Source organism: Shinella zoogloeoides (assembly GCF_033705735.1).
Taxonomy (GTDB): Bacteria; Pseudomonadota; Alphaproteobacteria; order Rhizobiales; family Rhizobiaceae; genus Shinella; species Shinella zoogloeoides_A.
In genome coordinates, this window is sequence record NZ_CP131130.1 from 638562 (window position 1) to 652780 (window position 14219).

Genomic DNA, 14219 nt, shown 5'->3' on the forward strand with positions numbered 1-14219 from the left:
TATGAGCCGGCGCGGTGCGCCGGCTTTAGCATGGCTTCAGGAATGTGTGCCGAAAGCCGCGGCCTGGCCGTTCACAGCCGCGTCCAGGTCTGCGACTTGCAGAGAACGGCTAGGACGCAACCCTTCATGCGCAGGGAATTGCCGCTGACGGCGCCGGAGCCGCTATAGGTCTTGTCCGTCTCCGGGTCGGTGATCGAGCCGCTATAATCGGCGCCCGTGCCGTCGAGCTTGCCGATGCGCTTTCCGGCATGCTTGCCCGTCTTCAGCGTGATGCAGAAGCTGCCGCCGCATTTGGCGATGGCGGCGGTGGCGCCGCTCGCCGTCTTCCAGTTGCCCTCGATCGGTTCGGCGGCCAGCGCGATGCCCGGCGCCGCCAGAAGCGCGGTGGCGATCCATGTCCTCAGTTTCATTCTCTTCCTCCTCCGGAATGACGGCCGAAAGATATCTTACGGGCACGTAAAGGTAAATATGCCTTTCGTACGGATTTCAGGCGTCTTGAAGGGGCATAGACCGGCGAAAAATCGCGGGGGTGAAGGATGCGGTCGTTTGCCGTGGTTAGCGAAGGGTTGAAATCGGCGGTTGAACAATCGGTAAATTTTTATGCGAATGCCGCCGTTTCCAGGGGATGCGATGTTTAACGAAAATCCAATTTTACCAAGCGTTTGGATTTTGTTCGTCTCAAATTAAGCATGCATTTTAAGCGCATTTTGAAAGGCCCGCGGCATAGTGGAGCCATAAGACGAGCACGGAAAACCGGGCCGCAAAACTCCGAAGGAAGACCGAGCCGCAGAAGACGGCAGGCGCCTAAGGAGGCCCGAAAAGGGCGACAAAACAGGGCAATACGGCAGTAAACCAAAGAAGACAGGGACAATCGAAATGGCACGCTTTGACTTTCAGACCATCGAAACGGCCGCCACGATGGGCGGCGAGAACCGCGCCGAAATCTTCTGCGACATGGGCCTCATGTATGCGACGGGCCGGGGCTGCGACATCGACCTCGTCCAGGCGCACAAGTGGCTGAACATCGCCGCCATCAAGGGTTGCGACCGCGCCGCGGAGCTGCGCGCCGACCTTGCGGCGACGATGACGAAAAGTGACCTCGTAGAGGCGCTGCGCGCCGCCCGCGAATGGATGACGGTGCATTGAGGGGATGAGGCAGTAGGCAGTAGGGGGGCGGCTGGCATGTCCCTAATGCCTACTGCCTAATTGCCTACTGCCTCCAGAACCCGCGGCAATGCCGCCTCCAGCAACGCCATGTCCTCCGGCGTCCCGACGCTGATGCGGATGCATCGGTTGAGGGGCGCGATGCCGGGCATGCGGATGAAGACGCCGTGCTCCATCAGCCCGTCGACGATGGCCTTGGCACGGGTGCCGTCCCGGCCGCAATCGACGGTGACGAAATTGGTGGCGGAGGCGAGCGGCAGAAGCCCGTTGGCCCGGGCGATCCCCGCGATGCGCTCGCGGGATGCGGCGATGCGGGCGATGACGTCCGCCAGATAGGCCTGGTCCTTGAGGGCGGCGAGCGCGCCCTGCACCGATATCCGTGACATGCCGAAATGGTTGCGGATCTTGTCGAAGGCCTGTGCGTTGCCGAGCGTGCCGATCGCATAGCCGATGCGCGCGCCGGCAAGGCCGTAGGCCTTGGAGAAGGTGCGCATGCGCAGCACGTTCGGCTGGCCGATCAGCGTGCCGATGGGCGGGATGGTCCCGGCCGGCGCGGTTTCCCCATAGGCTTCGTCGAGGATGAGCAGCGTCGTTTCCGGCAGCGCCCGCGCGAAGGAGACGACGCTGTCGGCATCCCACCAGCTTCCCATCGGATTGTCGGGATTGGCGAAATAGACGAGCGGCGCGTCTTCGCGGCGCACCGCGTCGAGAAGGCCGCCGAGGTCTTCCCGGTCGCCGGCATAGGGCACGGTGACGAGCCGGCCACCGAAACCGTTCACATGGTAGTTGAAGGTCGGATAGCCGCCGAGCGAGGTGACGACCGGCGCGCCCGGCTCGATGACGAGCCTTGCGATCTCGCCCAGCAGGCCGTCGATGCCGCCGCCGACGGCGATGTTGTCGCGCGAGATGCCGTGGGCAAGGGCCAGCGCCTCGCGCAGCTCGAAATTCTCCGGATCGCTGTACATCCACGTGGTTTCAGCCGCTGCGCGCATCGCCTCCAGCACGGAAGGGGCGGGGCCGAAGCCGCTTTCGTTCGCCCCGATGCGCGCCTTCACGGCAAGGCCGCGATTGCGCTCGATGGCCTCCGGCCCGACGAAGGGAACGGTGGCGGGCAGGGACTGGGCGAGGGCGGTGAAACGGGAGAATGCGGACATGAATGAAGGCGCCTGGTATCGATGAACGGGGGAACCGGCTGCCGGACGGAGAAATGCCCGCCGGAATCGGTCTTCCACGGGCACCCTATCCAATAATGGCGGAAGGCGAAACGCTCAGGTGGCCGCCGAGCCGAGGCCGGCTCTTTCGACGCCCGCCATGTAGCGGCGCTCCTCCTGCTTAGGGCGGGTGTTGTTGACGCCGCCGGTAAAGTAGTCGGAGCGCACGATGGTGTGGAGCAGCTCCTCGTCGATTTCCTTGATGAACTGCACGCCGATGCGGCTGTCGTTGCGATAGACCTCGGCGCAGCCGATGCGCGAGGCGACGCCGACGACGGAGAGATAATAATGCAGCGGAAGGCCGATCGTGGTGGACACGACGAAGCTCGCGCCGCCCTGCGAAATGTCGATGAGCTTGCAGCTGCGCAGCTTCGGCGCCGCGAGGTCGAAGCCGACCGTCATCAGCATGCCCTGCCGGTTCACGGCAAAGCGCTCCCACTTGCGCTCGTAAAGTCCCGCGGTGGAGCGCGGATCGGCACCCAAACTCATTGCCATACTCCCGGTAGGGGGACATCATGTCCTGAAGATGGGCGAAGTGTCGCAGGGGACCGTTTTGTTTCGCTGAAACAAATGCTTAAAAATTTATCGGCCCGGATTTTTGCTGAAGGCCGCTTCAGTCGTCCTGCGCGGGGACCGTCCGGCCGAGCACCAGATTGAGGAAATCCGTGTCGAGGAACATGTTGAAGCGCACGGTCATATCCTCGCCCTCGCGCTTGAATTCCGTGCAGGGGATGCCGTCCCGGATGCCCTGGATCTCCAGATAGAAATTCTCGGGCAATTCCAGCGCCTTGTTGATCGAGATCGCCGCGCCGGCGCTCGAAATGCTGCGCACGAGGCAGGTATAGCGCTGCGCCGTGCTGAGGTGATGGCCGATCGGGGTGATGAAGCCGGGCTTGTCGAGGCGATACGGGACGAAACTGCGCTTGGGATGGCGCAGGCGAAGCTGCTCGTGGACGGTTTCGAGGGGCATGGTTCCCTCCCGCTTCTGTTGCCGGGTTTCGACTGTATCGAAACGGGATGGATAAAAGATGAAAACGGCCGCCCGCATTTTAGCGGGCGGCCGCCGGAAACCGTAAAGGCGGGAAAGACTTACTGGAACGCCTGAAGCCCCGTCTGCGCGCGGCCGAGGATCAGCGCGTGGATGTCGTGCGTGCCCTCGTAAGTGTTGACGGCTTCGAGGTTCATGACATGGCGGATGACGCCGTATTCGTCGGAGACGCCGTTGCCGCCGTGCATGTCGCGGGAAACGCGGGCGATATCGAGCGCCTTGCCGCAATTGTTGCGCTTCATCAGCGAGATGAGTTCGGCCGGGGCGCGGTGCTCGTCGAACAGGCGGCCGAGGCGCAGCGCGCCCTGCAGGCCGAGCGCGATCTCGGTTTCCATGTCGGCCAGCTTCTTCTGGATGAGCTGGGTGGCGGCGAGCGGCTTGCCGAACTGCTTGCGGTCGAGCGTGTACTGGCGCGCGGCGTGCCAGCAGAATTCGGCGGCGCCCATCGCGCCCCAGGCGATGCCGTAGCGGGCGCGGTTGAGGCAGCCGAACGGACCGGCAAGGCCGGCGACTTCCGGCAGCAGGTTCTCGTCGGGAACGAAGACGTCCTGCATCATGATCATGCCGGTGACGGAGGCGCGCAGCGAGAACTTGCCCTCGATCTTCGGCGTCTCGAAGCCCTTCATGCCGCGTTCCAGCACGAAGCCCTTGATCTTGCCGTCATGCGCGTCGGACTTGGCCCAGACGACCGCGACGTCGGCGATCGGCGAATTGGTGATCCAGTTCTTCGCGCCCGAAACGAGATAGCCGCCGTCGACCTTCTTCGCGCGGGTGATCATCGAGGAGGGGTCCGAGCCATGGTCCGGCTCGGTGAGGCCGAAGCAGCCGACCCATTCGCCGGAGGCGAGCTTGGGGAGGTACTTCCTGCGCGTCTCTTCCGTGCCGTAGGCGAAGATCGGGTGCATGACCAGCGAGGACTGCACGGACATGGCCGAGCGGTAGCCGGAATCGACGCGCTCGACTTCGCGGGCGACGAGGCCGTAGGAAACGTAGTTGGCGCCGACGCCGCCGTATTCCTCCGGCACGGTCGGGCCGAGCAGGCCGAGTTCGCCCATCTCGCTCATGATCTCGCGGTGGAACACTTCATGACGGTTCGCCTCGGTGACGCGCGAGGCCAGCTTGTCCTGGCAATAGGCGCGGGCCGTATCGCGGATCATGCGCTCTTCGTCGGTCAGCTGGTCCTCAAGGAGGAAGGGGTCGGCCCAGTCGAAGGGCGCCATCTTGGCGCGGGCCTGTTCCGGAGTGACGCCGTGGTGCTCGCTCATTGCTTCCATCCTGTCGCGGTTTTGTCGTTGCAGAAGTGCTACATCAGCTTGCCTTCATCCGAAAGGGCGGGAACGAAAGCGAGGGGCGAACGCTTTGGCTATTTATGAATGCCCTCATGAGCCCGGAGAATGAGCCATCCCCCGTAAATTCGCCCCTTCTGCCTTGATCCTGTCCTTCACGAGGCGCATGTAGCCTGACGATGAGCAATTCCACGAAAGAGAGGCCGGGCATGCGAGACCGCTTCAAGAGGTCGGTCGAGCGGCTGGTGCCGACCGAGGCGCGGCTGGGCGACCTGCTCTGGCCCTTCCAACGTACACCCGAGCGCAAGACGCCCGCCACCCGCCGCCGTCCGGCAGGTGGCTCGCCGCTTGTCGAGGTCACGGATTTCGGCAGCAATCCCGGCTGTCTGCGCATGTTCGCGCATATTCCCGAAGGCCTGCCCGCCGGGCGGCCGCTCGTTCTGGTGCTGCACGGCTGCCAGCAGGATGCCGAAAGCTACGACCGCGCCGCCGGCTGGGCGTCGTTTGCAGACGAGCGCGGCTTTGCCGTCGTCTATGCCCAGCAGCGCGAGGCGAACAATCCGCGGCTCTGCTTCACCTGGTTCCGCCCGAGCGAGGTGACGCGCGACCGCGGCGAACTGATGTCGATCCGCCAGATGGTGGCGCATGCCGCCGAACAGGCGGGCAGCGACCCGCAGCGCATCTTCATCACCGGCCTTTCCGCCGGCGGGGCGATGACGGCCGCGATGCTGGCGAACTATCCCGAGCTTTTCGCCGGCGGTGCGATCATCGCGGGTCTTCCCTTCGGCGCGGCGCGCGACGCCACCCGCGCCTTCGACGCCATGAAGGAGGCTCCGGAGCGCACCGCCCGCGAATGGTCCGACCTCGTCCGCAAGATTTCTCCCCGCATCCCCCGCAAGCCCGCCATCTCGATCTGGCACGGCACGGCCGACGAAACCGTCTCCCTCTCCAACGGCCTCGCCCTCGTCGAGCAATGGCGCGATCTCTATCGCCTGCCGAAGGACGCCTTCGTGGAAAAGCGCATGAAGGGCCGCCGCACGCGCATCTGGCCCGACAAGGACGGCAAGCCCCTCGTCACCTTCCACGAGATCGACGGCATGGGCCACGGCACGCCGGTGCTTCCCGGCGAGGGCGGCGGCCATGCGGTATCCGCCGAGCCGTTCATGCTGGAGGCGGGGTTCTCGTCGACGCTGGAGATCGCCAAGGCGTGGGGTTTGACGCGGAAGTGGAAGCGGTAGGCGGCGCTGCGCCATTCTTTTCCGTTCGCTCCTCATCCTAACCCTCTCCCCGTAAGCGGGAAGAGGGGACTTGCCCCACGCAACGTTGGAGAGTCGGGAAAACGGCCCGGCATATCCCTTCTCCCCGCTTGCGGGAAGAAGGTGCCGGCAGGCGGATGAGGGGCAACCGGCACCGGCGGCGTGATGTGTTGAATATCGGGCCGCTCCGCTCCAAGGGAGGCGGTCAGGCAACGGCCCTGCCAGGGCTCACCCCAGCAGCCACTCATGCTCCTTCGCGTTGTGGAACTTCCACACCCGCTTCGGCCCCGCCATCACGTTGAGATAGTAGAGATCGTAGCCGTGGATGGTGGCGCAGGGGTGGTAGCCCTTCGGCACCAGCGTCACGTCGCCGTCCTCCACCGCCATCGCCTCGTCCAGCGAGCGGTCGTCGGTGTAGACGCGCTGGAAGGCGAAGCCCTGCGGCGGGTTGATGCGGTGGTAGTAGGTCTCTTCCAGCAGGCTTTCGTTCGGCAGGTCGTCCCGGTCGTGCTTGTGCGAGGGATAGGACGAGGTGTTGCCGCTCGGGGTGATGACCTCGACCACGAGCAGCGAATGGGCCGAATTATCGTCTTCCGGCATAATGTTGTAGACGTGGCGGACATTCGAGCCCTTGCCGCGCGAAAGCTTCGGATGGGTGCCCGGCGGAATGGCCTTCGCCTCGTGATCGCCGCCGCCCGGTGCCGAGCAGACGGCGAGCTCCAGGTCGGTCTCCGCCGTCACCGACCAGTTGGAATCGGCGGGGATGTAGAGCGCATGCGGCGCGCCCTCGAAGGGGTTCATGCGCTCGCCGAGGACGCCGAAATCCTTGCCGCCCGCGGTCGCCTTGCCCTTGCCGGAGATCCAGACGAGGCAGACCTCGCGGCTTCCCGTTTCCGCCGCGACGATCTCGCCCGGCTTCATGCGGTGCAGATCGAAACCGACATAGGTCCAGCCGGCGCTTTCGGGCGTTACATGGCTGACGCGGCCATGGGTGCCGTTCGGTTTTACGAGGAGGTTCGGCATGGGCATGTTCCTTTCATTCGGCGTCCGGGACGGTCAGCCCTTCGGGAAGCCTTCCGTCTCCACGGTATAACCCGCGGCGGTCATGACGCGCATCAGTTCCTTATGACCGATCTCGGCCATTTTCTGCGGCGGCGCCTTGCGCGGGTCCTGCTCGGCTTCCACCACGAACCAGCCTTCATAGCCGTAATCGGCCAGCTTCTGCACGATGGCGCCGAAATCGAGCGAGCCGTCGCCCGGCACGGTGAAGGCGCCGAGCGCCACCGCGTCGAGGAAGGACTGCCGGCTGCGATCGAGGCCGTCGACCACGGACCGGCGGATATCCTTCACATGGACATGGTTGATGCGGGCATGGTGGTTGTCGATGGCGCGCAGCACGTCGCCGCCGGCAAAGGCGAGGTGCCCTGCGTCGAGCAGCAGCGGGATGCCTTCGCCGGACGCCTTCATGAAGGCGTCGAGCTCCGGCTCGGTCTCCACGACGGCGGCCATGTGGTGATGGTAGGAGAGGGGCATGCCCTGTTCCGCGCACCATTCGCCGAATGCCGTGAGCTTGCGGCCATAGGCCTTCATCTCGTCGTCGGAAAGGCGCGGCTTGGTGGCGAGCGGCTTCGAGCGGTCGCCCTGGATGGAGCGGCCGACCTCGCCGTAGACGATGCAGGGTGCATCGACGGCCTTGAACAGCTCGATCATCGGCGCGATGCGGTCCTTGTTGGCGGCAAGCTCCTCGTCGACCAGCGTGCCCGAGAACCAGCCGCCGCACAGCGTCACGTCGGCCGCGCGCAGGATCGGCAGCATCTCCTCGGGCGTGCCGGGGAAGCGGCGGCCCTGCTCCATGCCGGTGAAGCCGGCGCTGCGCGACTGGCGAAGGCATTCCTCGAGGGAGACATCGTCGCTGAGTTCAGGAAGGTCGTCGTTCCACCAAGCGATGGGCGACATGCCGAGTTTGGCTTTCATCTGGGTCTCCTTGGGGAAGGCAAACGGCCTTCCGATATCATTATCTCCCTGCCTTCCTCCGTTGTCCTCGGGCTTGATCCGAGGATAACGGAGAGGAAGGAGAGGGGCTTTGTTCGTATCCTACCCGAGGCTCTGCGCCGCGCGGGCCTTCACATAGGCCTCGCGCGCCTTGTTGACCTCGGCCCGGGGGCTCACCTCCGGCACGGCGACGTCCCACCAGTGGCCGCCTTCCTGCGTGGTCACAAGCGGATCGGTGTCGATGACGATGACCGAGGTACGGTCGTTCGCCTTGCTCTCCTCGATGGCCGCTTCGAGGTCGGCGATGGAGGAGACCTTGACGGCGACGGCCCCCATGCTTTCGGCATGCGCGCGGAAGTCGATATCCGGCATGGTCTCGATCATCGCGTCCTTGAGCAGGTTGTTGAAGTTGGCGCCGCCGGTGCCCATCTGCAGGCGGTTGATGCAGCCGTAGCCGCGATTGTCGAGCACGACGACGGTCAATTTTTTGCCGAGCATGATCGAGGTGGAAAGCTCGGAATTCATCATCATGTAGGAGCCGTCGCCGACCATGACGACGACATCCGCCTCCGGCCGCGCCAGCTTGACGCCGAGCGCCCCGGCGATCTCGTAGCCCATGCAGGAAAAGCCATATTCCATGTGGTAGCCGCCGGGCTTCACCGCCTGCCAGAGCTTGTGCAATTCGCCCGGAAGGCCGCCGGCCGCGCAGACGAGCACGGAATTCTCACCGCCGATGCTGCGCTGCACCGCGCCGATGACCTGCGCATCGGAAGGAAGGTCGGCATTGGTCGGCGCGGTCGCCCGGTTCGCCGCCGCCATCCATTCGGCCTTGCGGGCCTTGGCCGAGGCTTCCACGGAGGCCGGGGCCTTCCAGCCTCCGAGCGCTTCGGAAAGCAGCGTCAGGCCCTCGCGGGCGTCGGAAACGAGTGGCCGGCTGTCATGCTTGGTAGCGTCGAAGGCGACGGTGTTGAGGCCGATCATCTTCAGTTTTTCATTCTTGAAGAGCGCCCAGGAACCGGTCGTGAAGTCCTGCATGCGCGTGCCGACGGCGAGGATGACGTCCGCCTCCTCGGCAAAGGCATTGGCGGCGGAGGTGCCGGTGACGCCGATGGAGCCCATGCAGAGCGGATGATCGTCCGGGATCGCCGACTTGCCCGCCTGGGTGACGGCGACGGGAATGCCATGCATGCCGGCAAAGGCCTTCAGTTCGGCGGTCGCCTGCGAATAGAGCACGCCGCCGCCGGCGAGGATCAGCGGCTTTTCCGCCTTGCGCAGCGTCTCGATGGCGGCGTCCAGCTCGTCGCTGTCCGGCCGCGGGCGGCGCTGCGTCCAGACCTTCTCTTCGAAGAGGCTCGCCGGATAATCATAGGCCTCGGCCTGCACGTCCTGGCAGAGCGAGAGCGTCACCGGGCCGCAATCGACGGGATCGGTCAGCACCTGCATGGCGCGCTTCAGCGCCGGGATGATCTGCTCGGGGCGGGTGATGCGGTCGAAATAGCGCGAGACGCAGCGGAAGGCGTCGTTGACCGAAACGGTGCCGTCGCCGAAATCCTCGATCTGCTGGAGCACCGGGTCGGGAATGCGGTTGGCGAAGACGTCGCCGGGCAGGAACAGGACGGGAAGGCGATTGACATGCGCAACACCCGCGGCCGTCACCATGTTGAGCGCGCCGGGGCCGATGGAGGTCGTGCAGGCCATGAAGCGCTGGCGGAAGCTCGCCTTGGCGAAGGCGACGGCGGCATGCGCCATGCCCTGCTCGTTATGGGCGCGCAGCGTCGGCAGCTCCTCGCGCACCTGGTAAAGCGCCTCGCCCATGCCCGCGACGTTGCCATGGCCGAAAATGGCCCAGACACCGGCGAAGATCGGCACCTTCCTGCCGTCCACGACGGTCATCTGCGCCTTCAGGAAATGCGCGACGGCCTGCGCCATCGTCAGCCGGATCGTCTTGCCCATGGTCTTCCTCCCAAATTCTCTGTCTTACAGTCCGCGCGTGCCGAGCCAGGCGTCGGTCAGCGTGCGGAAGCGGCCGGCCATGTCGGCGATGGCCGCCTCGTCGTCCATTCTGCCGGCCATCCAGGCGCGGGCGGCGTCCGCGAAGATCGTGCGGCCGACGGCAAAGCCCTTGACGGCCGGGGCCACCTTCGTCGCCTCGAAGGCCTTGATGAGGTCCTCCGTCGGTGCCTCCAGCCCGAGCAGCACGATACCACGGCAATAGGCATCGTTCCGGGCGATCACCGCCTCGATGTTCCGCCATGCCTCCGGGGAGGCCTGCGGTTCCAGCTTCCACCAGTCCGGCTTGATGCCGAGATCGTAGAGCTCCTGCAGCGCGGTGGAGATCGTATCGTCCTTGAGCGGCCCGTTCTTGCCGGCGATGATCTCGACCAGCAGCTCACGCCCGACGCGGCGTGCGGCCTCGAAGAGCGTGCGCAGCTTCTCCTGCTGCTCCTGCTTGAGCGCGGCCGGATCGTCGGGATGGTAGAAGCACAGGCACTTGATGCAATGGTCGAGCGGCCATTCCACGAGCTGCGAGCCGATATCCTGGCTGAATTCGAAGCGCAGCGGCTTGGAGCCCGGCAGCTCGACCGGCCGGCCGAGCCAGGAGAAATTCTTGGTGGCAGCGTCGAAGAAGGCGTCGCGCCCGAAGCGCTCGTCGATCAGCATGCCATAGCCGGGCCGCCCTTCGGCCACCCGCGCGGCGGCTTCGACGGTGAGGCGCTTGAACTGCGAGATCTTCTCGTGCGGCACGCCGAGTTCGTCGGCGACGTCGACGAGTTGCATGCGGTGGTCGCAGGCGAGCGCCATGAGCAGCGGAATGTCGCCCTGCTTGCGGTTCGTCGCCCAGTGAATATGGTTGATCGCCTCGTCCTTGCGCAATGCCCGGTGCTTGCTGCCGTTCTTCAGGAAGAATTCCAGCTCCTCCCAGCTCGGATATTCCGGCGAGCAGAGCAGGCGTGAGACGGCAAACGCGCCGCAGGCATTGGCCCAGGTCGCGGAGGTCGCATGGTCCTCGCCGGTAAGCCAGCCGCGAAGGAAGCCCGACATGAAGGCATCGCCCGCGCCGAGCACGTTATAGACCTCGATGGGAAAGCCCTGACCCACCACGCCGTCTTCCAGGTCGTCGGAGATCGGGCCGTCATAGACAATGCAGCCCATCGCGCCGCGTTTCAGGACGATGGTGGCGGCGGAGACCGCGCGGATCGCCTTCAGCGAGGCGAGCACGTCGTCCGCGCCAGAGGCGATCATGATCTCCTCCTCGGTGCCGACGATCAGGTCGCAATCCGGCAGCACGGATTTCATGATGGCCGAGACGCGGTCGGACTTCACATAGCGCTCGAAACCCTCGGCATGGCCGGCAAGGCCCCAGAGGTTCGGGCGGTAGTCGATGTCGAAGACGACCTTGCCGCCGCTCTCTTTGGCGATGCGGATCGCCTTGCGCTGCGCGGCCTCGGTGTTGGGGCGGGAAAAATGCGTGCCGGAAACCAGCACGGCGCGCGAGGAGCGCACGAAGGCCTCGTCCACGTCGCCCTCGTCGAGCGCCATGTCGGCGCAGTCGGTGCGCACGAAGATCATCGGCGAGACGCCCTCGGATTCGATGGCGAGCAGCACCAGCGCCGTCAGCCGCTCCCTGTCGGTTCGGATGCCCTCGACATTGACGCCCTCGCGGGCGGACTGCTCGCGGATGAAACGGCCCATCTGCTCGTCGCCGACGCGCGTGATGAGCGCGGACTTGAGGCCGAGACGGGCGGTGCCGATGGCGATGTTTGCCGGGCAGCCGCCGACCGATTTCGCGAAGGAGGCCGTGTCTTCCAGCCGCGTGCCGAGCTGCTGGCCGTAGAGGTCGACGGACGAACGGCCGATCGTGATGACGTCCAGCGTCTTCGTCTGGTCGGTATGGGGCATGTCTTCCTCCCGGTCTTGCGGCGCCGTCGTGGATGCGCGGCGGATTTCGGGAAAATGAAACATGAATTCCATTATTCTGTCAATTCGGAATATACATTCCGTTTCTATTCCACAGCATTCCCTTTGGGCGAGCGCTTGAGGCTGCGCCGCCGCTCGGCGATGGCGACCGGCAGCGCCATGGCGAGCGCGATGGAGGCGGAAAGCGAGCGGAAGCCGGCATAATCGGCCTCCGACACCTCGAACCAGTGGGTGGCGGAGGCGGCGAGGGGGGAGAAGACGGAATCGGTGATGGCGACGATGGGTACGCCCCGGGCGGCGAGCTCCTGCGCCTGCGTCAGGCTCTCGGCGGCATAGGGCGCGAAGCTCGCGGCGATCACGGCGTCCCGGGTCGTTGCGAACTGCGTCATTTCGGGGTCGATGCCGTTCGGCGAGGCGATGATCTGGTGGCGGATGCCGAGCTTGCCGAAGGCATAGGCGATATGCGCCGTCAGCGGATAGGAGCGCCGCTTGGCGACGAGATAGATGGTCTCGGCCCGGGCGAGCAGGTCGACGGCCTTGGAGAAGGTCTCGCCGTCGATGGTGCCGGCGAGCCGCGCCACCGACTGGCTCGCCGCCGTCAGGAAGCCGGAGAGCAGTTCCGCGTCGCTGTTGGCCGCCGGCCCCGCCTCCAGCGAGAGCATGCGCTCCTCATAGGAAAGCGTGCGGTCGCGCAGGCGCGCGCGAAAGACGTTCTGGAGGTCGGAAAAGCCTTCGTAGCCGAGGTGGTGGGCAAGGCGCACCAGCGTGGAGGGCTGCACGTCGGCCGCCGTCGCGATGCTCGCCGCCGTGCCGAAGGCCATGTCGTCCGGGTTGGAAAGCGCATAGGCCGCCACCTGCGCCAGCCGCTTCGGCATGGTCGCCTTGCGCTCGATGATGACGCTGCGCAGGCTGTCGAAATCGCGGGGGACGCGCGTGAGGGCCGCTTCGCTGCTGTTCATGGATCTGTTCTCCTCGTGCGGCCATTCTGCGACAAATGAAATAAATATTCCATATCGTCGGAAAAGATAGTTTTCGTTCCAAATCTTTCCCGCTATGGATGGCGCAAGGCGCGCCCTCAGCGCGAGGTATATCAACTCTTGCGAAACTGCGTAGCGGTTTTGCGAGGGCCGGAGACGATGGAGGATTGTCATGAAGGCCTTGGGTATCGGACTGATCGGCACGGGTTACATGGGCAAGTGCCACGCGCTCGCCTGGAACAATGTCAGCACCGTCTTCGGCGACGTCGAGCGCCCGCGCCTCGTGCATCTTGCCGAGGCCAATGCCGGGCTTGCGGCAAGCCGCGCCCGCGAATTCGGCTTCGCCAGATCCACCGCCGATTGGCGCGACCTCCTGTCCGATCCCGAGATCGACGTCGTTTCCGTCACCACGCCGAACCAGTTCCATGCCGAGATGGCCATCGCCGCGCTCGAGGCCGGCAAGCATGTCTGGTGCGAGAAGCCGATGGCGCCCGCCTTTGCCGATGCCGAGCGCATGCTCGCCGCCCAGCGCGCCTCCGGCAAGGTGGCCGTCATGGGCTACAATTACATCCAGAACCCTGTCATGCGGCATATCCGCCTGCTGCTCGACGAGGGCCGCATCGGCACGGTCAACCATGTCCGCATCGAGATGGACGAGGACTTCATGGCCGATCCGGACGTACCCTTCTACTGGAAGAGCGAGGCATCCTCCGGCTACGGCGCGCTCGACGACTTCGCCGTGCACCCGCTTTCGCTGCTCTGGAGCCTCTTCGGCCATGTCGAGGCCGTCATCGCCTCGCTGGCGAAACCCTATGCCGAGCGCCCGCTGAAGGAAGGCGGCCGCCGCGCCGTCGAGAATCACGATATCGCCAGCGTCCTGATGCGCCTTCCCGGCGGCATTTCCGGCGTGCTGATGTCCAACCGCTCCGCCTGGGGCCGCAAGGGCCGCATCGCCCTGCAGATCTACGGCTCGAAGGGCTCGATCCTCTACGACCAGGAGCGCATGAACGAGTTCCAGCTCTACACGACCGAAGGCCGCGCCACCGAACAGGGCTTTTCCACAGTCCTGACCGCGCCGCACCACAGGCCCTATGACCGCTTCATCCCGGCGCCCGGCCACGGCCTCGGCTTCAACGATCTCAAGGTCATCGAATGCCGCGAGCTGATCGCCGCAATCGCCGGCATGGCCTCGCATTCCATTGATTTCAATCATGGTCTGCGCATCGAGCAATCCGTGCACGCCATGGCGCGTTCGTTCCGCGAGGGACGCTGGGTGGAGATCGCCTCTGCGTGAGTTTTCGGCGGCCGGGTCCAAAAAATCCGGCCGGCCACGCATTGAAACGACCAATCCCATACGTAATACTCTC

The 14219-nt window shown here is 65.2% G+C and carries 13 protein-coding genes; 3 read left to right on the plus strand and 10 right to left on the minus strand.

Annotated features, from left to right (window positions below; all coding sequences use genetic code 11):
* Positions 1–71 precede the first annotated feature (71 nt).
* Positions 72–410, minus strand: coding sequence for a DUF2147 domain-containing protein (locus tag ShzoTeo12_RS03140; RefSeq protein WP_318911253.1), 339 nt, complete (start codon positions 408–410; stop codon positions 72–74).
* Between the two features lie 466 nt (positions 411–876).
* On the opposite strand from ShzoTeo12_RS03140, the gene ShzoTeo12_RS03145 reads away from it, so the two are divergent.
* Entirely contained in the window at positions 877–1146 is a 270-nt protein-coding gene (locus ShzoTeo12_RS03145; protein WP_119258861.1) for a sel1 repeat family protein, read from the plus strand.
* A gap of 56 nt (positions 1147–1202) precedes the next feature.
* Here the strand turns inward: ShzoTeo12_RS03145 and ShzoTeo12_RS03150 are convergent, their stop codons facing one another.
* From ShzoTeo12_RS03150 to ShzoTeo12_RS03165, 4 genes are all read right to left on the minus strand, one after another.
* Complete coding sequence (locus ShzoTeo12_RS03150; RefSeq protein WP_318911254.1) at positions 1203–2318, minus strand: pyridoxal phosphate-dependent aminotransferase; 1116 nt, start codon at positions 2316–2318, stop codon at positions 1203–1205.
* A gap of 114 nt (positions 2319–2432) precedes the next feature.
* Positions 2433–2864, minus strand: a complete 432-nt coding sequence (locus ShzoTeo12_RS03155) for a PilZ domain-containing protein (RefSeq protein WP_205536231.1) — start codon at positions 2862–2864, stop codon at positions 2433–2435.
* Positions 2865–2988: 124 nt separating this feature from the next.
* Positions 2989–3345, minus strand: coding sequence for a hypothetical protein (locus tag ShzoTeo12_RS03160; protein ID WP_245424920.1), 357 nt, complete (start codon positions 3343–3345; stop codon positions 2989–2991).
* Positions 3346–3464: 119 nt separating this feature from the next.
* Positions 3465–4688 (minus strand): acyl-CoA dehydrogenase, encoded by a 1224-nt coding sequence (locus tag ShzoTeo12_RS03165; RefSeq protein WP_119258859.1) that lies wholly within the window; start codon positions 4686–4688, stop codon positions 3465–3467.
* 230 nt (positions 4689–4918) lie between these two features.
* On the opposite strand from ShzoTeo12_RS03165, the gene ShzoTeo12_RS03170 reads away from it, so the two are divergent.
* Complete coding sequence (locus ShzoTeo12_RS03170; protein WP_318911255.1) at positions 4919–5947, plus strand: PHB depolymerase family esterase; 1029 nt, start codon at positions 4919–4921, stop codon at positions 5945–5947.
* Positions 5948–6193: 246 nt separating this feature from the next.
* On the opposite strand, the gene iolB is transcribed toward ShzoTeo12_RS03170, so the two are convergent.
* The 5 genes from iolB to ShzoTeo12_RS03195 form a co-directional block, all read right to left on the minus strand.
* A complete protein-coding gene (gene iolB / locus ShzoTeo12_RS03175) occupies positions 6194–6988 on the minus strand; it encodes a 5-deoxy-glucuronate isomerase (RefSeq protein WP_234188614.1) in 795 nt (264 codons plus the stop codon).
* Positions 6989–7021: 33 nt separating this feature from the next.
* Complete coding sequence (iolE, locus tag ShzoTeo12_RS03180) at positions 7022–7939, minus strand: myo-inosose-2 dehydratase (protein WP_318911256.1); 918 nt, start codon at positions 7937–7939, stop codon at positions 7022–7024.
* A 120-nt stretch (positions 7940–8059) separates the two neighbouring features.
* Positions 8060–9910 (minus strand): 3D-(3,5/4)-trihydroxycyclohexane-1,2-dione acylhydrolase (decyclizing), encoded by a 1851-nt coding sequence (iolD, locus tag ShzoTeo12_RS03185; RefSeq protein WP_318911257.1) that lies wholly within the window; start codon positions 9908–9910, stop codon positions 8060–8062.
* Between the two features lie 24 nt (positions 9911–9934).
* Positions 9935–11857 (minus strand): bifunctional 5-dehydro-2-deoxygluconokinase/5-dehydro-2-deoxyphosphogluconate aldolase, encoded by a 1923-nt coding sequence (locus ShzoTeo12_RS03190; protein ID WP_318911258.1) that lies wholly within the window; start codon positions 11855–11857, stop codon positions 9935–9937.
* Positions 11858–11961: 104 nt separating this feature from the next.
* On the minus strand, positions 11962–12834 hold the full coding sequence (locus ShzoTeo12_RS03195) for a MurR/RpiR family transcriptional regulator (protein ID WP_119258855.1): 873 nt from the start codon (positions 12832–12834) through the stop codon (positions 11962–11964).
* A 190-nt stretch (positions 12835–13024) separates the two neighbouring features.
* Here ShzoTeo12_RS03195 and ShzoTeo12_RS03200 point away from each other — a divergent pair, with 190 nt between their 5' ends.
* The gene (locus ShzoTeo12_RS03200) at positions 13025–14146 is read left to right on the plus strand and encodes a Gfo/Idh/MocA family oxidoreductase (protein ID WP_318911259.1); all 1122 of its coding nucleotides are present in this window, start codon (positions 13025–13027) and stop codon (positions 14144–14146) included.
* Positions 14147–14219: the final 73 nt, after the last annotated feature.